The following is a 19191-nucleotide window of genomic DNA, read 5'->3' on the forward strand; positions in this document are numbered from 1 at the left end:
TCCCACAGTCGAATGTATTCACATCCTTAAATCTGTGAACCCAATCAAGTGTGGGAGCTGGCTTGCCTGCGATTGGGGGCAACTCGGTCCCATTGACTCACACAAAATGAATAACCAAACCTGCCCCGACTGGGCCGAAGCCCTGCTCAACGGCTTCAGCCAAATTTTCCTGCAGCGCCATCCACTGTGTGGCTTGCTGTGCCTGCTGGCCATCCTGACGGGCGCCAAGGCTTTGCTTGGCGGCGCGCTGTTGGGTGGCGTCGCGGGGTTGCTCACGGCCCAGCGCCGGGGTTATCCAAAGGCCGAGCGCCAGGCCGGGCTTTACAGCTACAACGGCGTGCTGCTGGGCCTGTTGATCAGCCAGCACTTCGCCTGGTCGGCCCTGTTGCCGCCGCTGATTCTCGCGTGCGGCAGCCTGAGTGCGATCCTCACGCGCCAATGGTTGAAACACGCCGCCCGGCCCGATGACTTGCCCGCCTACACCGCGCCTTTCGTGGGCCTCGGCTGGTTGCTGATGGGCACGGTGCCCGAGAGCACTTTCGTCCTGACTGAACCCGATACGCTGTCCCTCCTCACCGCGCCGTTTACCGGCCTCGCGCAAATCATGCTGATGGACCAGCCCGTGGCGGGCGCCTTGATTGCGCTGGGCCTGCTGCTCGCCAACCGCCGCGCCGCCTTATGGGCCTTGATCGGCGCCAGCGGTGGCGTGCTGATTGCCCTGTTGCTGGACGAGCCCGCCAGCGCCCTCCTCGGCCTGCACAGCTATAACCCGGCGCTGGCGGCTTTGGCATTGAGCCAGTCACGTCGCCAGCCGTGGCTGCCCATGCTCGGCATCCTGCTGGCGATCATCCTCACCCCCGGTTTTGCCGCCTTACACCTGCCCGCGCTGACCGCGCCGTTTATCCTCGCCTGCTGGCTGGTGCGCGCCAGCGGGCGGATGTTCAAAGCCCGCGTGGACAGCCGGTTCGAATCCCCCTAGGCTCTCTCGACATTCGATTCGGGCGGGTTTTATGGACAGCAACAACGACTGGCGTCAGCGACTCTACGTCATGGTATTTCAGAGCGATACGGCGGCCGGGCGGCGCTTCGACGGCATTTTGTTGCTGATCATCCTCGCCAGCATTGTGATCGTGATGCTCGACAGCATCGACCAGATCCACCAGAACTACGCGAACCTGCTGGCCTATATCGAGTGGGGCTTCACGCTGATCTTCGCCATCGAGTACGGCTTGCGGCTGTATTGCTCGCCCAAGCCGTTGCGTTATGCCTTCAGCTTTTATGGGTTGGTGGACTTGCTGGCGATCGTGCCCGGCATTCTCGCCCTGTATTACAGCGACGCGCAGTACCTGCTGATTATCCGCATCATCCGCATGCTGCGGATTTTCCGCGTGCTCAAGCTCAGCCCGTACCTCAAGCAAGCCAACTACCTGATGGCCGCGTTGCGCGGCAGCAAGCAGAAGATCGTGGTGTTCCTGGTCAGCGTGTGCACGCTGGTGACGGTGTTTGGCACCTTGATGTACGTGATCGAAGGCCCGGAGCACGGCTTTACCAGTATTCCCAAGGGCATCTACTGGGCCATCGTGACCCTGACCACCGTGGGCTTCGGCGACATCGTGCCGAAAACACCGTTGGGCCAGGTGATTTCGTCGCTGGTGATGATCACCGGTTATTCAATCATTGCCGTGCCCACCGGGATTTTCACCGCCGAATTGGCGAGCGCCATGCGCGGTGAACAATTGCAGCACGACTGCCCGGTGTGCAAGAAGAACAACCACGAACCCAACGCGGCGTTTTGCTCGCGCTGTGGCAATAATCTTTTCCATAAACTGGAATAAGCACAGAGCGTTTTAATCTTTAAGCGTCTATGCAGTGCCCGCTATAGTCGCTGGCAAATTGCCCCCACTTAACCGATCACCTTCTCGAACAACAAGGAATGAGCAGTGAAAAAACTCGTTAGCGCCTCTCTGCTGGCCGCCGGCCTGGCCCTGGCCGGTGCAGCCCACGCCGCACCGGTCACTCTGCTCAACGTCTCCTACGACGTGATGCGCGATTTCTACAAGGACTACAACGCCGCCTTCCAGAAGCATTGGGAAGCCGAGCACCCGGACGACAAGCTGACCTTGCAGATGTCTTTCGGCGGCTCCAGCAAACAAGCGCGTTCGGTGATCGACGGCCTGCCAGCTGACGTGATCACCATGAACATGGCCACCGACATCAATGCTCTGGCAGACAACGGCAAACTGGTGCCCGACAATTGGGTCACTCGCCTGCCGAACAACAGCGCGCCGTTCACCTCAGCCACCGTGTTTATCGTGCGCAAAGGCAACCCCAAAGCCCTGAAAGACTGGCCAGACCTGCTCAAAGACGGTGTGCAAGTGATCGTGCCCAACCCGAAAACCTCGGGTAACGGCCGTTACACCTACCTGTCGGCCTGGGGTTATGTGCTCAAGAATGGCGGTGATGAAGACAAGGCCAAGGCGTTTGTCGGCAAACTGTTCAAACAAGCGCCAGTGCTGGACACCGGTGGCCGGGCCGCAACAACCACCTTCATGACTAACCAGATTGGCGACGTGCTGGTGACCTTTGAAAACGAAGCAGAGATGATCGCCCTTGAATTCGGCCGTGATCAGTTCGAAGTGATCTACCCAAGCGTCTCGGCTGAAGCTGAGCCGCCGGTGTCGGTGGTCGACAAGGTGGTCGAGAAGAAAGGCACCCGAGCGGCTGCCGAAGATTACCTGAAGTACCTGTGGTCGCCGGAAGGTCAGGAAATTGCGGCCAACAACTACCTGCGTCCACGTGATCCGAAGGTGTTGGCCAAATACACCGACCGCTTCCCGAAAGTCGACTTTCTGTCGGTAGAGAAGACCTTTGGGGACTGGCGCACCGTGCAGAAAACCCACTTCAATGATGGCGGGATTTTTGATCAGATCTACAGCGGGCAGTAACTGACGAAACGCAGTAAAAACTGTGGGAGCTGGCTTGCCTGCGATAGCATCACCTCGGTCCTGCTGACATACCGAGGTGTTTGCATCGCAGGCAACCCAGCTCCCACACAAGCCCGCTCCCACATTGGGCTCTGTGTTCGTCAGTTACATCGGCGGTGTTACGCCATCCTTGCCAGCCGAGATGGCCTGAGCCGTCACCGTCCCATCCGCTGCCTGCGCCGCGAACAACACCACCTTCGTCCCCACCTTGAGCAAGCTGCGATCGCCCGGCTCCAGGTTCACGATCGGCACATCATCCGGCACCACGATCTTCTGTTCGCCGCCCTTGTACCTGACGGTCAAGGTGCGCCCGTTGCTGACCACCAGGTCGCCGACGGTACCGTTGGTCATGCTGCTGCCTTCCTTGAGGTCAAACGCGCGATGCCCATCGCCCGTGCCAGCCATGGCCGGTGGGAAAACGTGGACTTCAAGTGCGGTCAGGGTGCCATCAGCATTCGGCATCGCAGCGGAGCCGATGTAGCTGCCGGGCTTGATCTCATCGATCTTGGCCAGGGTCACGGCGCGCACCTGGGTGTCCTTGGTCAGGTGCACGGTGACGTCTTCGCCACTGTTGACCTTGACGTGGATCGCATCGCCGTCGACCGCCGTGATGGCGCCGCGCACGCCGACGCGCGGGGCCTCAGCGGCATTGGCCAAGCCCATTGCCATAGCGGCGGCAAGGGTTGAAGCCAGGATCATCTTGTTCAGCGTAATTTTCATGAAAGTGGATTTCCTGTTTCGGCAGTTGTGGCTGAATGTATCATTGCCGTTCGACCCGAACGTTAACGATTCAGTCATTAATTTTCGGCATGAGTGATATCACCGCCAACGCTCTACTCCGGCCACGGCATTGTCATTACTCTGCCTCGCCATCTTCCTTCGCTTTAACGAGAACGCCATGAATGCTATCCCACCCGCTACGAGCACCATGACCCGAGGCATGGTGATGCTGTTTGCGTTCTGTTGCGGCGCTATTGTGGCCAACATCTACTACGCCCAGCCGATCATCGAATTGATCGCGCCGGACATCGGCCTCACACCAGCGATGGCCAGCCTGATTGTGTCGCTGACCCAGATCGGTTATGCCCTCGGGCTGTTTTTCCTGGTGCCACTGGGTGACCTGCTGGAAAACCGCAAGCTGATGATCACCACCACCGTGGTGGCCATCGCCAGCCTGCTGGGCGCGGCGTTTACCGAGCAGCCAAACCTGTTTCTGCTGGTGTCGTTGCTGATCGGGTTCAGTTCGGTGTCGGTACAAATCCTAATCCCGTTGGCCGCGCACCTGGCGCCGGCCGAATCCCGTGGCCGCGTGGTCGGCAGCATCATGGGTGGCCTGCTGCTGGGCATCCTGCTGGCACGGCCGGTGTCCAGCGTGGTGGCCGACCACTTCGGCTGGCGCGCGATGTTCATGGCCGCCGCCGCGCTGATGGCGTTTATCAGCGTGGTCCTGCTGCTGACCATCCCCAAGCGTCAGCCCGACCACAGCGCCAGCTACGGCCAGTTGCTGCGGTCCCTCGGCACCTTGCTGCGCAAGCAACCGGTACTGCGCCAGCGCGCGTTCTATCAGGGCTGCATGTTCGCCACCTTCAGCCTGTTCTGGACCGCCGCCCCGCTGGAACTGGCGCGTAACCACGGCCTGAGCCAGAGCCAGATCGCATTGTTTGCGCTGGTAGGTGCCCTGGGCGCCATCGCCGCCCCCATCGCTGGCCGCCTCGCCGATGCGGGCCACACGCACCGCGCTTCGCTACTGGCGATGCTGTTTGCCGCGTTGAGCTTTCTGCCAGCCTTTGTGCACCCGCTGTATAGCGTGATTGGCCTAGCGGTGACGGGTGTGGTCCTGGATTTCTGCGTGCAGATGAACATGGTCCTCGGCCAACGCGCCATCTACGCCCTCGACGCCAACAGCCGCAGCCGCCTGAACGCGCTGTACATGACCAGCATCTTCATCGGCGGTGCGTTCGGCTCGGCAATTGCCAGCAGCGTGTATGAACATGGCGGCTGGCTGGGCGTGATGCTGGTAGGCAGTGCGTTCCCGCTCGTCGCGTTGCTGCGTTTTCTGAGTGCTTCGCGCCAGGCAGCACCGGCAGTTGCCTAGAGGCATTACTGTGGGAGCTGGCTTGCCTGCGATGCAGGCACCTCGGTGATTCAGGTGTACCGCAGCGATTCTTTCGCAGGCAAGCCAGCTCCCACATGGATCGCGTTACGAACGCACCAACTTCTCCAGCGCCGCATCCGCCAAAAACGACGAGCGGCTTTTGACCTTGTGCTCACGCACATAACGGTCGATGCGCTGGATGACATAACCGGGCAAGGTCACATTGACCTTCTCGGTCTTGCCCAGATAGGGCGAGATGTCCAGCTCCAGCATCCCCCAGCCCATGCCGGCGTAATCCTCATGGGCGTGGTGATTGGCCACCGATGTTGGCATCGGAATCGGCCCACCTTCTGCCGCGATCTCTTGCAACAGGATGTGCGCCACTTCCACGGCGGCGTTGTACGCCTCTTCAAAACTGTCCCCGGCGGTGACGGCGCCCGGAATGTCAGGGATCTGAATGCCGGTGGCGGTGAAGTCATCGCCCCATTCGATACACATTGGGTATTGCATGAATACTCTCCTTAAAACTCAAACAAGCCGGCGCGTTTCTTGATGCTTCGAACGGTGCCCAACGGCAGGTCCTTCTTGGGATGCGGCACCGGGATCGTGTACGGGCTGTAACGGTGAGTGAAAATATGATGACTGCCGGTAACCCGATCCAGCAACCAGCCCGCCTCTTGCAATTCCTTGATCAATAACCTGCTTTGCACCCCAGCCTCCTTGGCTTGGCCTGAATAAAAGTAACCCTAGAGTTATATTTACTCAAGCACAGAATGCGTCACTCTGATCGACGGTTGTTTTACCGGATGTTGGAAGCTGACGTTACGGCACAGCGTCAAAACGCGGGATACGCCCATTCAGTGATGGCCAATACCCAAAGTTGGCAACACTGGCGAGCACCGATGGCTGCCGACGCAGAACCTCCAGAATGGCTTGCGCAGCAAGGTTCAAAGCCAGCGCCTGGCCCGGGCACTGATGCCTTCCCGAGCCGAAACTGAAGACGCGCCGTTGCAGGCGCTCAAGCTGGAAATCGTCAGGATCAGGGTTCGCATCGGGATCCCGGTTGGCAGCTGCCAACACCACCAGAATGGTATCGCCCGCTTCCACGATACGTCCCCCGACGGTGCAACGCGCCGCCACAAACCTGCGGGTGTTTTGCACCGGCGAATCGTAGCGCGCCACCTCCGCCACCAACGCGGTCGCCAGGGTCGGCGTGCGCTGAACCTGCTCAACCAGCTCAGGCCGCCGGGCGAGCATTACCAGCGTGTTGCCAATCAGGCCTGCCGTCGCTTCGCAGGTTTGCGACAGCAGCCCGATCAGGTTCGGATTCACTGCCCGCGCGTCCTCCCAACGGGCGTTGCGAATCCTTGCGAGCAACACCGTTTCTTCCAGCACACCGCTGAACATCTGCTGCAACTGCGACGCTGCGAAATCAGCGTTACGCAGTTGCTCTTCGTTGCTCAGCGGCGACAGGCACGCGACGAAATCCCGCGTCAGCACAGCGGTGTTGTGCAACTCCTCATCGGGCACGCCCAACAGACGCGCAACCACCGAAACCGGCAACCTGAACATCCACTCATCCAGGCCTCTCATGCCGGCACTGAGTTGAGTCACCGCGTCTGCAACGTGCCGAGCATTCAACGCCGCCAGCGCAGGCTCGATTACCGCTCTGGGGCAGCGATGTCCTGCCCCCTCGTTCATGCGCATCAAGCGCGCAAACACCTGACCTGCCGCGCCCTGCGCAATCGCGCAAGGCACGGGCTCATGCTGGGGTCGCACGCGACACTCGGGATGGGCCAAAACCGCCTCGACCGTCTGCGCACGGCTGGCGAGCCACATGCCCAGGTCAGCATCGAAGCGCAACCCGTCAGCGCGTCGCAAAACGGCGTAATAGGCATAGGGGTCAGCATGGGTTGCAGCGTCCAGCGGAGTCATTCAGTACGTCCTGTTCTCGTCAAGAACCGGTACTATCGGCGGCCTCCCACGCAAACGCTTCGCTCAGGAACGAACTATGAACGGCCACGATGACGACGCCGCCCTCTCGCACATTGCGGGTGCAATCGCGGAGCCGGCGCGCACGAAAATGCTCTGCGCGCTGATGGACGGCCATGCGCGCACCAGCACCGAAATGGCAGTGATCGCCGAGGTCAGCGCGTCTACCGCCAGCGCCCACTTGGCCAGGCTCAAGGAAGACGGGCTGATTACAGTGCGCAACCAGGGCCGCCATCGTTACTACAGCCTCGCTGGCCCGCAGGTGGCTCAGGCTATTGAAGGTCTCATGGTCATCAGTCAAAACAGCGCAAAGGCCTTTGTGCCGAACACCCCCAGCCGCTTGCAGTTTGCGCGCACCTGCTACGACCACATGGCAGGCACGCTCGCGGTGCAGTTGCATGACCATTTTGTCGCGGCGGGATGGCTGGTCGGTGACGGCACTTACCAGCTCAGCGCGTCGGGTGAATCAGTGATGATTGAACTCGGGCTTGATGTGGCCACACTGCGCGCGCAGCGACGGCACTTTGCCTGTTCGTGCCTGGACTGGAGCATGCGCCGCCCGCATCTGGCGGGCGCGCTGGGTGCTGCATTGCTGCAGAACGTTATCAGCCGTGAATGGATGACCCAGGACCTGGATAGCCGCGCGCTCGGGCTGACACCCCAAGGCCGCAAAGCCCTCATGAGCCGTTTTGGAATACACACCTGAAAACAACAAAGCTCAGAAGGTGGGAGCTGGCTCGCCTGCGATGGCGGCGGGCCAGGGCACACGCGTGGCACACCGGGATTTGCCGCGCGTAGCCGGTGCCGAGCAGGGTCAGGTGCATGTCGAGTGCCCGTGGTTCAGGCAGCACAGCAGGCGCTCGACGCTGTGTTCCAGCGGGCCGGAGTTGTCCAGCACAAACAAGGCCGACCCCTTGTCGGCAATCATCTCGGCGGTAAAGCGTGCATTGCGCGCCAGGCGCTCGTCGATGTCGGCCAACGATTCACGCCCGCGCGCGACCAAGCGCTGGCGCAACACGGCTTGATCCACCGTCAGCAGCAACACCAGCGAGGCCGGATAACGCTCGCGAGTCTGCGCCAGGTGCGCGCGGGAGCCATTGACCAGCACGTCTTCCCCCGCCGCCATCCAGTCGTCGATTTCGCGCGGGATGCCGTAGGCCAACCCGTTGGCATGCCAGCTGAGAGCAAACGCGCCATCAGCCTCCATCGCGGCAAACTGTTCCGGGCTCACGCCTTGCGCCGCCTCGCCCACCGCCTCCGCCGAGCGGGTGATGACGCGGCGCACAATCCGGCAACCGCGCTCGGCCAAACGTGGCCGCGCAGCATCCAGCAGGCTGTCCTTGCCCGAACCGGAAGGCCCGATGAGATAGATCAACCTGCCTGCCATCAAAACACCCTCTTCGCCTGTCGCCAGACGTGTTGCACCACGGGAAGCCCGTCACAGCGGCGAGCCTGCACCAAATCCGCACGCAGCCCAATCGCAATCTCACCCCGATCATTCAGGCCCGCCACTTGCGACAGGCTGGCCGGGTAGTAGTTGCTGGAAAGTATATCCAGCAATCCGGCGGCGGCCACATTACCCGAGTGCGACCCACCACGCACCACGTTCGGCGCGCCCATCACGCTTTAATGCCCTGTGCCTGACAGCCTGCGCTCGAGGCAATCATTGGAGTTGGCCATTTGTGGCGAGCGGGCTTGCCCCGCGTTGGGCTGCGAAGCAGCCCCATTAAGGCCACCGCGATCAGTCAGACAGGACGCGTCGTCAGGTTTTGGGGCCGCTGCGCAGCCCAACGCGGGGCAAGCCCGCTCGCCACAAAAAAGCCCGCTTGCAACAGGGGCGGCGGGGTGGATTCAGCAATCAGGATCTGCCCTACACAGATTTCGGGTTGCGTCCGGTCAACCTCGCCGCTAACCTTCGCGGGTCGCTGCAAAATCAGCGAACGGGTGTGGTAGCCCGGTTCCTTCATAGATCCCCAAAACGCTTAAGGGCGTTTTTTTGTGCGGGCTGCTTTGTGGCGGCTGTGCACGGGAGGCTTCGGCCTGCCGGGTTTCTATGACCGGTCTACCACCCCGTGTACAGTCGCCTCCTTACATCGTGTGGTAGCGAGATGGAGGTGCTCATTCATAGGAGCTTCACCATGAAAAAAGTCACGCCCAATCCCCCACCATCCACCCCGAATCAAACACCACCCGACGTAATCTTCACTGTCCGCCCCGGCCTCAGTACTGAAGTTGCCTTGAGCAACGCCTGCGAGATGCTTGAGTCGGCGACTGTGTGCGCGTACGACTGCGCCGAGCATTTGGGTGGCTCAGGCCGCAAGCAGGTGCTGGCGGTGGTGCAGATGATTGAGATCGCGCAGCTGTGGGTGAATGAAGCGCTGAATCGGGAGTGTCCCGTGGCTTGATGGCGCGGTGATCCCTGTGGGAGCTGGCTTGCCTGCGATGGCGGTGGGTCAGCTGGCAGATATTTGGCTGACACAACGCTATCGCAGGCAAGCCAGCTCCCACATTTGAGCTCCGGTGGATGCAAGAATGCATTTCACGGGTATGAAAAAGGCGACCTGTAGAGGTCGCCTTTTTTCATTGTGCGTATTGCTTGCTCAAGCCAGGTGGTACGCCTTGCACGCTGGTTTCTTCCCACGGCCCATTCGGGCTGATGGAGCGGCTCCAGCCGTTGCTCCAGCGGTAGTACGTGCGCTGGCGGTAGAAGGTGTCGGGTTGTTCTTCCAGCACATACACCTGCATCTTGCCGTCCCAGTGGCTGGCGGCGCCCGGGGGTGGGGCGAAGGTTGGCGAGGAGCTTGGCGGCGCTTTGGGTGGCGTGACCGGGCCGGAGGGTTTAGTGCTTGGCTGGGTCGACGGGCCGGAGGACGGTATGGTCGGCCCGGTTGGGCCGGGAGGTGGCCGGTGGACCGCACAGGCGCTCAAGCCGAGTACCAGGCTGAGCAGGGTGATGCGTGCAAATGCGGTCATGGGCGTTTTCCTCGATTTACTTGTCCGGACTGTCGATGGTCAGCTGCTGCAGGGCAGTGGTGGCGCTGGCCAACGGTTGGCTGCGGCCGATCCACTCGCCAGTGGTCGGCTGACCGGCCCGGGATATGCGCGCAACCAGTTGGACTTCGGGGAAGTTCGACAGTTTCAACTGCGGCATCATCGCATCGCTATCGCCCAGTTCAACGGTGATCGGCAACTCGGCGACGGTGACGCGCTTGGCGGCCAACGGTGCCGGTGGGCCGTTCACGGCGCGGGCGAAGATGAACACGCTGTCGGTAGGTAAGGCCTTGGCCTTCACGTCAGCGCTCAGGTCCACACGCACTTTCATCGCGGATTTTTGAGGCGCGACGGTGCCGCCACTTTCTTTCAGCTTCTCGGCGGCGCGGTCGATGCCGCCTTGCAGCGCGGCGCGGGAATTGTCTTCCGGTGGCAATTGGGCCAACAGGCGATTCCAGTAGTCGATGGCTTCCTGGTAACGCTGGCCTTCAAAGGCGGCGATTCCCAGCAAGCCGAGGCTGGTGACTTCCTTCGGATCCAGCTTTAACGCCTCATCGGTTAACGCCTGAACCTTGGGCGACCACTGTTTGTTGTCAGCAAAATACTGCGCCTGCGCCCACTGGCCGAGCAGTTCCGGCTGGCGGCCGGCCAGGGCCACGGTGCGTTCGAAGATCTTCGCCGCATCGGCGGAACGGTCTTGAGCCATGTAGGCGCGACCGAGGAAGTACAGGCCTTCGGGCGAATCCGGCTGCGCGGCGGCGGCGCGTTCAAGACGGCGAGTCATGTCTTGCATGGACACCGGCGGCTGGGAGAATTCGCGGGTCAGTTCAACCTTGTCGCTGGCGCCGTAATGCAGGTACAGCGCTACACCCAGGACCGGCACCAGAAACGCCGCCAACAATGGCAAGGGTTTGCCCAGGCGCGACTCCCGAGGCTTTTCCACGCCTTCGGTGTCGGCCAACAATTCACGCGCGGCTTCGGCGCGGCCGGTGTCGAGTTGCGCGTTATTCAACACGCCTTCGTCCTGCTGCACTTGCAGCTCGGCGACGCGTTCCTGGTAGAGCGCCACGTTCAACGCGGTGCGGTCCTCTTCACGCTGGGCGCGGCGGCCGCGCAATACAGGGATCAACAGGAAACTCAGGGCAATCAGGAGCAGCAACCCTGCTGCGAGCCAAAAATCAATCATCAGTCTGGGTGTCCAGCAATTGGTCGAGGCGTTTGCGCTCATCCGGGGAGAGCGCGTCGGAACCATCAGTCGGCGCGGCGCGGCGACGGCGCACGATCACCGCCATCACCACCACGCCCGCCAGCAACAGCCCGGCGGGGCCAAACCAGAGCAGCGCGGTCTTGCCGGTGAGGGCCGGTTTGTAGCGCACGAAATCACCGTAGCGGTCGACCATGAAGTCGATGATCTGCTGGTTGTCCTTGCCCTCCTCCAGCATGCGGAAGATCTCTTTGCGCAGGTCGGCGGCGATGGGCGCGTTGGAGTCGGCGATGTCCTGGTTCTGGCATTTGGGGCAGCGCAGTTCCTTGGTCAACTCGCGAAAACGTTCACGGTCACCCTCTTTGGCGAACTCGTAGGTATCGATGGCGGCGTGGGCCACACCGACCAGACCCAGCGCCAGCACCGCAGCGGCTAACAGACGCTTCATGGTTTGGCCTCGTCAACCAGGGCCTGGTATTTGGCGGCCAGTTGCTCGCGCCAGACCACTTCGTCGATCACGCCGACGTACTTGTCGCGGATCACGCCCTTGGCGTCTATGAAGAAGGTTTCCGGGGCGCCGTACACGCCGAGGTTCAGGCCGAGGTTGCCGTCTTCGTCGCGGATGTCCAGCTGATACGGGTTGTGGAATTCCGCCAGCCATTTCAGCGCGGCGGCGTTGTCGTCCTTGTAGTTGATGCCGTAGATCACCACGCCTTTCTCGGCGAGCTTGTTCAACACCGGGTGTTCCACGCGGCAGGAGATGCACCAGGTGCCCCACACGTTGACCAGTGCCGGTTTGCCCAGCAAGTCGGCCTGGGTCAGGGTTTTATCGCCCTGCACCGTCGGCAGGCTGAACGCCGGGAACTGCTTGCCGATCATTGCCGAGGGCAGCTCGGCCGGGTCCAGGTACAAGCCGCGATACAGAAACACCGCCACCACCAAAAACATTGCCAGCGGCACAACCATCAACCAACGCTTCATACCGCCGCTCCTGAGAGGCCGAGGGCTTCACGCACCCGGCTCTTGACCTTGACCCGATAACGTCGGTCCAGCGCGGCAAGCAAGCCACCAAAGCCTGTGAGCAAACCGCCGAACCAGATCCAGCGCACGAACGGTTTCACATGCACGCGCACGGCCCAGGCACCGTCGCCCAAGGGTTCACCCAGCGCCACATAGAGGTCGCGGGTGAAACCTGCGTCGATACCGGCCTCGGTCATCATTGAGCTTTGCACGGTGTACAGGCGTTTTTCCGGGTGCAGCACGGCAATTTCCTTGCCGTTGCGCACTACACGTACGGTGCCTTTGTCCGAGGTGAAGTTCGGGCCTTCAAAATGCTTGGCGCCTTCGAAGATGAAGTGGTAACCGGCCAGGTCCATGGACTCGCCAGGCGCCAGGCGCAGGTCGCGCTCGGCGCTGTTCTGGCTGGACAGCACCACACCGAGGGCGCACACGGCGATGCCGAGGTGCGCAATTTGCATGCCCCAGTAGCTGCGGGTCAGGCTAGGCAGGCCTTTGATCAAGCCTTTGTGGCGGGTCTTGTCGACGATGTCGCGCAGGCCGGCCAGCAACACCCAGGCGGCGAGCAGGAAGGTCGCGAGAACTGCCCAATTGAAATCGCCGTAAGCGAACCCGGCGATCACCGCCAGGGCCACGCTGCCCAGCAGCACCGGCATCAGCATGCCCGCCAGCCATTTCACCGGGGTGTCTTTCCAGCGCACCAGCATGCCGACCGCCATCACCACCATCAACAGGCCCATCAACGGGATAAACAACGCGTTGAAGTACGGCGGGCCCACGGACAGCTTGGCACCGCTGAGGGCATCCAGCGCCAGCGGGTAAAGCGTGCCGAGCAGGATCATCGACGCAGCCACCACCAGCACCAGGTTATTGCCGAGCAACAGGGTTTCCCGCGACCACAGGTTGAAGCCGACCTGGCTCTTGACCACGGGTGCGCGCAACGCGAACAAGGTCAGGGAGCCACCGACTACAAACAGCAGGAAGATCAGGATGAACACGCCGCGCTCCGGGTCGGAGGCGAACGCGTGCACTGAAGTCAGTACGCCCGAGCGTACGAGGAACGTGCCGAGCAGGCTGAGGGAAAACGCCGCAATCGCCAGCAACACGGTCCAGCTTTTGAACACGCCGCGCTTTTCGGTGACAGCCAGCGAGTGAATCAGCGCCGTGCCCACCAGCCAGGGCATGAACGAGGCATTTTCCACCGGGTCCCAGAACCACCAGCCGCCCCAGCCGAGTTCGTAGTAGGCCCACCACGAACCGAGGGTGATGCCGATGCCGAGGAAGGCCCAGGCGACGATGGTCCACGGCCGCGACCAGCGCGCCCAGGCGGCATCGAGACGCCCGCCGAGCAAGGCGGCGATGGCGAAGGCAAACGCCACCGAGAAACCGACGTAGCCCATGTAGAGCATCGGCGGGTGCACGATCAGGCCGATGTCTTGCAGCAAGGGGTTGAGGTCGTGCCCGTCCACCGGGATCTGCGGCAGGATGCGGGTGAACGGGTTGGAGGTCATGATCAGGAACAGCAGAAAACCGATGCTGATCATGCCCATCACTGCCAGCACGCGGGCCAGCATCACTTGCGGCAATTGGCGCGAGAACACCGACACGGCGAAGGTCCAGCCGCCGAGGATCAAGGCCCACAGCAACAACGAGCCTTCGTGGGCGCCCCACACGGCGCTGAATTTGTAGTACCACGGCAGCGCGCTGTTGGAGTTATTGGCGACATAGGCGACGGAAAAGTCGTCGGTCATAAAGGCGTAAGTCAGGCACCCGAATGCGAATACCAGAAACGCAAACTGGCCCCAGGCAGCCGGCTGCGCCAGGCTCATCCACAGGCGGTCACCGCGCCAGGCGCCGAGCAACGGGACCACGGCTTGAACGATGGCAAAGCACAGGGCGAGGATCATCGCCAACTGGCCCAGCTCGGGAATAAACAGTGCTGAGGTCATGACTTAGCCCTCCTTGGCTGGGGTTGGGGCAGTTTGGCCGCTGTCTTTCAACGCCTTGGTGACTTCCGGCGGCATGTATTTCTCGTCGTGCTTGGCCAGCACTTCGTCAGCGACGACTACGCCGTCGGCATTGAGCTTGCCCAGCGCAACGATGCCCTGCCCTTCGCGGAACAAGTCCGGGAGGATGCCGCGATAGGTGATGGTCACGGCCTTGCTGAAATCGGTCACGACGAAGGTGACGTCGAGGGAGTCGGAAGAGCGTTTCAGCGAGCCCTTCTCCACCATGCCGCCGGCACGAATGCGCGTGCCCACCGGGGCTTCGCCGTTGGCAATTTGGGTCGGGGTGTAGAACAGGTTGATGTTCTCCCGCAGGGCGCTCATCGCCAGGGCCACGGCAATACTCACACCGGCCAGAATGGCCAGGATGATCAACAGACGCTTTCTACGCAGCGGATTCACTTATCGGTCTCCCGGCGCAAACGACGCGCCTCTTGTTGCAGGTAACGCTTGCGGGCCAGGATCGGCGCGGCGACGTTAAGGGCCAGCACCGTCAGGCAGATGCCATAGGCCGTCCACACATACAGACCGTGATGGCCCATGGCGAGAAAATCACTGAAAGACGCAAAATTCATCCACGGGCTCCCAGGCAGGCTTGCACTTGGGCTTTCACCCAACTAGTGCGGGCTTCGCGCTTGAGCACTTCAAGGCGCATGCGCATCAGCAGCACGGCACCGAAGAAACAGTAGAACCCCAGCACCATCAACAGCAGCGGCGCCCACATTTCTACGGGCATGGCCGGTTTTTCGGTGAGCGTGAAGGTGGCGCCCTGGTGCAGGGTGTTCCACCACTCCACCGAGTATTTGATGATCGGAATGTTGATCACACCGACGATGGCCAACACCGCGCAGGCTTTGGCAGCGCTGTCGCGGTTGCTGATGGCATTGCCCAGGGCGATCAGGCCGAAATACAAAAACAGCAGGATCAGCATGGAGGTGAGGCGCGCGTCCCACACCCACCACGACCCCCAGGTCGGTTTGCCCCAGATTGCGCCGGTAACCAGCGCCACGGCGGTCATCCACGCGCCAATGGGCGCGGCGCATTGCAGGGCGACGTCGGCGATTTTCATCTTCCAGACCAGGCCGACGACGCCGCACACGGCCATCATCACGTAGCAGGACTGAGCCAGCATCGCGGTGGGCACGTGGATATAGATGATGCGAAAGCTGTTGCCTTGCTGGTAGTCCGGCGGCGCGAAGGCCAGGCCCCAGACCAGGCCGGTGCCGATCAGCAAAATAGCGGCGATGCTCAGCCACGGCAGCAGCTTGCCGCTGATGCCGTAAAACCATTTGGGCGAGCCGAGCTTGTGAAACCAGGTCCAGTTCATTGCTGTTTCCATCACGGTGGCTTCCTGTCTTGGCAGGAAGCTCTCAGGGTCTTTACTGACTAAGACATAACGCTTAGCCAGACCTCATTATTCGCCGACGCTGATCTTCAGGCCGGCCGCTATAGCAAAGGGTGTCAGGGTTACCGCCAGGGCGGTCAGGCTGCCAAGCCACAGGAGATAACCGGTGGCCGGCATGCCCATGAGCGCGGCTTGCAACGCACCACTGCCCAGGATCAACACCGGGATATACAACGGCAGAATCAGCAGGGCCAGCAACAGGCCGCCCCGCTTCAAACCCACGGTCAACGCTGCGCCCACCGCCCCCAACAGGCTGAGCACCGGCGTACCGAGCAACAGAGACAGCAGCAACACGGGCAGGCATTCAAACGGCAAGCCCAGCATCATTGCCAACAGCGGCGAGAGCAAGACCAGCGCCAAGCCGGAAAAAGCCCAGTGTGCCAGCACCTTGGCCAATACCAGAAGTGGCAACGGGTGCGACGAAAGGACCCACTGTTCGAGGGAACCGTCTTCGAAATCACTGCGAAACAGCCCGTCCAGCGAGAGCAGCACCGATAAAAGCGCGGCCACCCACACCAGTCCTGGGGACAAGGTTTGCAACAGTTTAGTCTCGGGGCCGACCGCCAGCGGGAACAGCGCGATGACGATGGCGAAAAATACCAGCGGGTTGGCCAGTTCGGCCGGGCGACGGCACAACAGCCGCGCTTCGCGGGCGACCAGCAGGGCGAAGACGCTCATGCCGACCACCGCCCCAAATCCAGGTCGCGGTAACCGGCGGGCATGCGCGCCAGCGTGTGGTGTGTGGTGAGGACGACTGAACCGCCCTTCTCGCAGTGCCGGGTCAGGTGGTCTTCCAACTGGGCGACGCCTTGTTTGTCGAGGGCGGTGAAAGGTTCGTCGAGAATCCACAGCGGCGGGCCGGGCAGGTACAAACGGGCCAGGGCCACGCGGCGCTGCTGGCCGGCGGACAGGGTGTGGCAGGGAACGTCTTCAAACCCCTTGAGGCCGACAGCGGCCAGGGCTTGCCAAATGGCGTCGCGCGTAGCCGGGTGATGCAGGGCGCTGAGCCAGCTGAGGTTTTCTTCAGAGGTGAGCACGTCCTTGATGCCGGCGGCGTGGCCGATCCAGATCAGGTTACGCGCGAGTTCGGTGCGTTGTTCGGCCAACGGCTTACCGTTGAGTCGCACCTCACCGGCCGTCGGCTGCATCAAACCGGCCAGCAGGCGCAGCAAGCTGGTTTTGCCGCTGCCGTTGGGGCCGCTGACTTGCACCATGTCGCCGCCCGTCAGCCGCAGTTCGAGGTGCTCGAACAGCAGGCGCAGGTCGCGTTCACAGGAGAGCGCTACGGCTTCAAGAAGAGGGCTGGTCAAAAGATCGCGGGCCTTTACGGTTCAAGTCGGCGGTGCAGCGGCCGTTATAGGGAAAGCACAATAACGGCTTTGGCGACCGATTTTAGAGAGCTGGATCAAATAGTTGTGAGGTTTTTAGCGCTCTCTTTGCAGACGGGCGGCATTATACATGCGATGCCCTACTCTAAAGAGGGCAATTTCCCCCGAGACGGCGCGCACGATGACCGGTGAGATCAACCTTCCTACGCTTCCCCAAGCACCCGTGGCCGGGCCTGCTCCGCTGCCTGCGACCGGTGAGTTGCTCAAACTGCTGGAACCGCAGACGGGGCTGATCGACCCGGGGAAAACCGTAAACGCCGAGGTCATTGCGCTTAAACAGGGCGGTGATGCGTTTCAGTTGTTGCTCAAGCTGACCCTCGAAGGCGGTCGCCAGACGCTGGTCCAAGCCAGCAGCGCGCAGCCTTTGCCGCTGGGCAGCAACGTGGCGGTGAGCCAGACGCCGACTGGCAACCTGGCCGTCAGCTTGCAGCAAGCCCTGAGCGCCAATGTGGCTGCCCTCACCCGCATCGACACCACGCAAATGCCGGTGGGCACGCTGTTGCAAGCCAAGGTGCTGACCACCCAGATGCTGCCCCAAGGCACCACGCAACCGGCGATCTACCGCTCGCTGGTGACCGTGCTGACTAACGCCCTGGCCGGTCAGACCCTTACCGTGGAAAGCCCGCAACCGCTGCGGGTCGGCAGCCTGCTCAGCGCCGTGGTGCAAAATGCGCAGACCCTGAATTTCGTGCCGTTGAGCGGGCGCCAGGACCAGTTGGCAGTCAGCCAGCAGCTGGCCACCCAGCAAAGTCGCCAAGGCTCGCTGGACGTGGTCTTTACCGCCTTGCAAAGCCTGCCTGCTGACGACACCACTTCCACCGACCTGCGCGCCGCCGCCGACCGCCTGCTCGCCGCCCTGCCCGACCTCGCCCAGGTGAGCAATCCCAAAGTGCTGGCGCAAGTGATCCAGAACAGCGGCGCCTTTCTGGAAGCCAAATTGCTCGCCGGGCAAAACCCGCAAGTACCGCCGTTGGACATGAAAGGCGCCTTGCTGCGCCTGGTCGCGGACTTGCTGCCTGCCCTGCCCACCGGCACCAACCTGAATGCCATTCTTGCGGCCAACACCCTCGCCCAGGTAATGCCTAACTTTGTGCGTAACCCGTTGGGCACCCTCGGCCAGATCGGCGCTCGCCAGGCACCCGCGAGCTTTCCGCTGCCGGACCGGCTGATGCAGCGCCTGGAGGGAGAAGGCGACCTGGAAAACCTGTTGCGCCTGGCGGCCGCTGCGATTTCACGGCTGCAAAGCCACCAGCTGTCGAGCCTGGAACAAACCGGCACCACCGCCGATGGTCGCCTGCAAACCACCTGGCAGCTGGAAATCCCCATGCGCACCTTGCAGGACATCGTGCCGTTGCAGGTCAAGTTCCAGCGCGAAGAACCGCCGCCGGACAAGGACCAACCCGAACGCAAAACCCAGAAAGACCCCAAGCAGATGCTCTGGCGCGTCGAGCTGGCGTTCGACATGGAGCCGCTGGGGCCGTTGCAGGTTCAGGCGCAACTGACTCAGGGGAAACTGTCCAGCCAGTTATGGGCAACGCGGCCGTTCACCGCCAGCTTGATCGAAAGCCACCTGGGCAGCCTGCGCGAGCGGCTGGTGACGTCGGGCATCAACGTGGGCGACCTGGATTGCCACCTCGGCACCCCGCCACGCGGGCCGCGAACCGGGCTGGAACAACGTTGGGTGGATGAAACCGCATGAAGAACGAAACGCCACCGCGCCAGGCGATTGCCCTCAAGTACGACGGCCAGCAAGCGCCCACCCTGACCGCCAAGGGCGACGATGCCCTGGCCGAAGCCATCTTGAAGCTGGCGCGGGAAAACGAAGTACCCATTTATGAAAACGCGGAGTTGGTGAAGCTGCTGGCGCGCATGGAATTGGGCGACAGTATTCCGGAAGAGCTGTACCGCACCGTGGCGGAGATTATTGCGTTTGCCTGGACGCTCAAGGGCAAGTTCCCGGCGGGGCACGACCCGAATGCGCAGCCGGTGGAGCGGGATGTGACGGAGCGTGGCGACGATTACTGAGCCCTACACATAACCCAATGTGGGAGCTGGCTTGCCTGCGATGGCGGTGTATCAGCCACCAACTTTATGACTGATGCACCGCTA

At 62.0% G+C, this 19191-nt stretch carries 23 protein-coding genes and 1 pseudogene; 8 read left to right on the top strand and 16 right to left on the bottom strand.

Annotated features, from left to right (window positions below):
• The first annotated feature begins 106 nt into the window (after positions 1–106).
• The 3 genes from ACP7A2_RS24535 to ACP7A2_RS24545 all read left to right on the top strand — a co-directional run bounded on the left by ACP7A2_RS24535 (position 107) and on the right by ACP7A2_RS24545 (position 2945).
• Positions 107–979, top strand: coding sequence for an urea transporter (locus tag ACP7A2_RS24535; protein WP_426136385.1), 873 nt, complete (start codon positions 107–109; stop codon positions 977–979).
• 31 nt (positions 980–1010) lie between these two features.
• Positions 1011–1835, top strand: a complete 825-nt coding sequence (locus ACP7A2_RS24540) for an ion transporter (RefSeq protein ID WP_348054561.1) — start codon at positions 1011–1013, stop codon at positions 1833–1835.
• A gap of 105 nt (positions 1836–1940) precedes the next feature.
• Positions 1941–2945, top strand: coding sequence for a sulfate ABC transporter substrate-binding protein (locus ACP7A2_RS24545; protein WP_426136386.1), 1005 nt, complete (start codon positions 1941–1943; stop codon positions 2943–2945).
• A 144-nt stretch (positions 2946–3089) separates the two neighbouring features.
• On the opposite strand, the gene ACP7A2_RS24550 is transcribed toward ACP7A2_RS24545, so the two are convergent.
• Positions 3090–3704 carry a DUF5666 domain-containing protein gene (locus ACP7A2_RS24550; RefSeq protein ID WP_426136387.1) on the bottom strand — a complete coding sequence of 205 codons (615 nt, stop codon included), beginning with the start codon at positions 3702–3704 and terminating at the stop codon, positions 3090–3092.
• Between the two features lie 178 nt (positions 3705–3882).
• Between ACP7A2_RS24550 and ACP7A2_RS24555 the strand changes: the two genes are divergently transcribed.
• Positions 3883–5079 (top strand): MFS transporter, encoded by a 1197-nt coding sequence (locus ACP7A2_RS24555; protein ID WP_426136388.1) that lies wholly within the window; start codon positions 3883–3885, stop codon positions 5077–5079.
• 105 nt (positions 5080–5184) lie between these two features.
• Here the strand turns inward: ACP7A2_RS24555 and ACP7A2_RS24560 are convergent, their stop codons facing one another.
• From ACP7A2_RS24560 to ACP7A2_RS24570, 3 genes are all read right to left on the bottom strand, one after another.
• Entirely contained in the window at positions 5185–5589 is a 405-nt protein-coding gene (locus ACP7A2_RS24560; RefSeq protein WP_375068850.1) for a type II toxin-antitoxin system HicB family antitoxin, read from the bottom strand.
• Positions 5590–5600: 11 nt separating this feature from the next.
• Complete coding sequence (locus ACP7A2_RS24565; protein ID WP_426136389.1) at positions 5601–5789, bottom strand: type II toxin-antitoxin system HicA family toxin; 189 nt, start codon at positions 5787–5789, stop codon at positions 5601–5603.
• 112 nt (positions 5790–5901) lie between these two features.
• Entirely contained in the window at positions 5902–7014 is a 1113-nt protein-coding gene (locus tag ACP7A2_RS24570; protein WP_426136391.1) for a cytochrome P450, read from the bottom strand.
• Positions 7015–7090: 76 nt separating this feature from the next.
• Here ACP7A2_RS24570 and ACP7A2_RS24575 point away from each other — a divergent pair, with 76 nt between their 5' ends.
• Positions 7091–7777: an ArsR/SmtB family transcription factor gene (locus ACP7A2_RS24575; RefSeq protein ID WP_426136392.1), complete on the top strand. Its 687-nt coding sequence runs from the start codon at positions 7091–7093 to the stop codon at positions 7775–7777.
• A gap of 108 nt (positions 7778–7885) precedes the next feature.
• On the opposite strand, the gene phnN is transcribed toward ACP7A2_RS24575, so the two are convergent.
• Together phnN and ACP7A2_RS24585 are read right to left on the bottom strand one after the other, a co-directional pair.
• Positions 7886–8458, bottom strand: a complete 573-nt coding sequence (phnN, locus tag ACP7A2_RS24580; RefSeq protein WP_426136393.1) for a phosphonate metabolism protein/1,5-bisphosphokinase (PRPP-forming) PhnN — start codon at positions 8456–8458, stop codon at positions 7886–7888.
• Positions 8458–8694: pseudogene (locus tag ACP7A2_RS24585) on the bottom strand (alpha-D-ribose 1-methylphosphonate 5-triphosphate diphosphatase); the annotation flags it as partial. The gene phnN and the pseudogene ACP7A2_RS24585, both read right to left, overlap by 1 nt.
• 515 nt (positions 8695–9209) lie before the next feature.
• Between ACP7A2_RS24585 and ACP7A2_RS24590 the strand changes: the two are divergent.
• Positions 9210–9476 (top strand): DUF6124 family protein, encoded by a 267-nt coding sequence (locus tag ACP7A2_RS24590; protein ID WP_426136394.1) that lies wholly within the window; start codon positions 9210–9212, stop codon positions 9474–9476.
• 175 nt (positions 9477–9651) lie between these two features.
• Here the strand turns inward: ACP7A2_RS24590 and ACP7A2_RS24595 are convergent, their stop codons facing one another.
• From ACP7A2_RS24595 to ccmA, 10 genes are all read right to left on the bottom strand, one after another.
• Positions 9652–10044: a hypothetical protein gene (locus ACP7A2_RS24595; protein WP_348054551.1), complete on the bottom strand. Its 393-nt coding sequence runs from the start codon at positions 10042–10044 to the stop codon at positions 9652–9654.
• 16 nt (positions 10045–10060) lie between these two features.
• A complete protein-coding gene (ccmI, locus tag ACP7A2_RS24600; RefSeq protein ID WP_426136395.1) occupies positions 10061–11248 on the bottom strand; it encodes a c-type cytochrome biogenesis protein CcmI in 1188 nt (395 codons plus the stop codon).
• Positions 11241–11714, bottom strand: coding sequence for a cytochrome c-type biogenesis protein (locus tag ACP7A2_RS24605; protein WP_426136396.1), 474 nt, complete (start codon positions 11712–11714; stop codon positions 11241–11243). The genes ccmI and ACP7A2_RS24605 overlap by 8 nt, the downstream gene beginning before the upstream one ends.
• Positions 11711–12247 carry a DsbE family thiol:disulfide interchange protein gene (locus ACP7A2_RS24610; protein WP_071488488.1) on the bottom strand — a complete coding sequence of 179 codons (537 nt, stop codon included), beginning with the start codon at positions 12245–12247 and terminating at the stop codon, positions 11711–11713. The genes ACP7A2_RS24605 and ACP7A2_RS24610 overlap by 4 nt, the downstream gene beginning before the upstream one ends.
• The gene (locus ACP7A2_RS24615; protein WP_426136397.1) at positions 12244–14232 is read right to left on the bottom strand and encodes a heme lyase CcmF/NrfE family subunit; all 1989 of its coding nucleotides are present in this window, start codon (positions 14230–14232) and stop codon (positions 12244–12246) included. Before ACP7A2_RS24615 ends, ACP7A2_RS24610 begins: the two co-directional genes overlap by 4 nt.
• A gap of 3 nt (positions 14233–14235) precedes the next feature.
• Positions 14236–14691: a cytochrome c maturation protein CcmE gene (gene ccmE / locus ACP7A2_RS24620; RefSeq protein ID WP_078741531.1), complete on the bottom strand. Its 456-nt coding sequence runs from the start codon at positions 14689–14691 to the stop codon at positions 14236–14238.
• Positions 14688–14864: a heme exporter protein CcmD gene (ccmD, locus tag ACP7A2_RS24625; RefSeq protein WP_348054546.1), complete on the bottom strand. Its 177-nt coding sequence runs from the start codon at positions 14862–14864 to the stop codon at positions 14688–14690. The genes ccmE and ccmD overlap by 4 nt, the downstream gene beginning before the upstream one ends.
• On the bottom strand, positions 14861–15616 hold the full coding sequence (locus ACP7A2_RS24630; RefSeq protein WP_426136398.1) for a heme ABC transporter permease: 756 nt from the start codon (positions 15614–15616) through the stop codon (positions 14861–14863). The genes ccmD and ACP7A2_RS24630 overlap by 4 nt, the downstream gene beginning before the upstream one ends.
• A gap of 87 nt (positions 15617–15703) precedes the next feature.
• Positions 15704–16372 (bottom strand): heme exporter protein CcmB, encoded by a 669-nt coding sequence (ccmB, locus tag ACP7A2_RS24635; protein WP_348054544.1) that lies wholly within the window; start codon positions 16370–16372, stop codon positions 15704–15706.
• Positions 16369–17004 (bottom strand): cytochrome c biogenesis heme-transporting ATPase CcmA, encoded by a 636-nt coding sequence (gene ccmA / locus ACP7A2_RS24640; RefSeq protein ID WP_426136399.1) that lies wholly within the window; start codon positions 17002–17004, stop codon positions 16369–16371. Before ccmA ends, ccmB begins: the two co-directional genes overlap by 4 nt.
• A 199-nt stretch (positions 17005–17203) precedes the next feature.
• On the opposite strand from ccmA, the gene ACP7A2_RS24645 reads away from it, so the two are divergent.
• Both ACP7A2_RS24645 and ACP7A2_RS24650 read left to right on the top strand, forming a co-directional pair.
• A complete protein-coding gene (locus ACP7A2_RS24645; protein ID WP_426136400.1) occupies positions 17204–18781 on the top strand; it encodes a flagellar hook-length control protein FliK in 1578 nt (525 codons plus the stop codon).
• The gene (locus ACP7A2_RS24650; RefSeq protein WP_426136402.1) at positions 18778–19107 is read left to right on the top strand and encodes an EscU/YscU/HrcU family type III secretion system export apparatus switch protein; all 330 of its coding nucleotides are present in this window, start codon (positions 18778–18780) and stop codon (positions 19105–19107) included. The genes ACP7A2_RS24645 and ACP7A2_RS24650 overlap by 4 nt, the downstream gene beginning before the upstream one ends.
• The last annotated feature ends 84 nt before the right edge of the window (positions 19108–19191 follow it).

This window comes from Pseudomonas sp. PWP3-1b2 (genome assembly GCF_049896045.1).
Classification (GTDB): Bacteria; Pseudomonadota; Gammaproteobacteria; order Pseudomonadales; family Pseudomonadaceae; genus Aquipseudomonas; species Aquipseudomonas antarctica_B.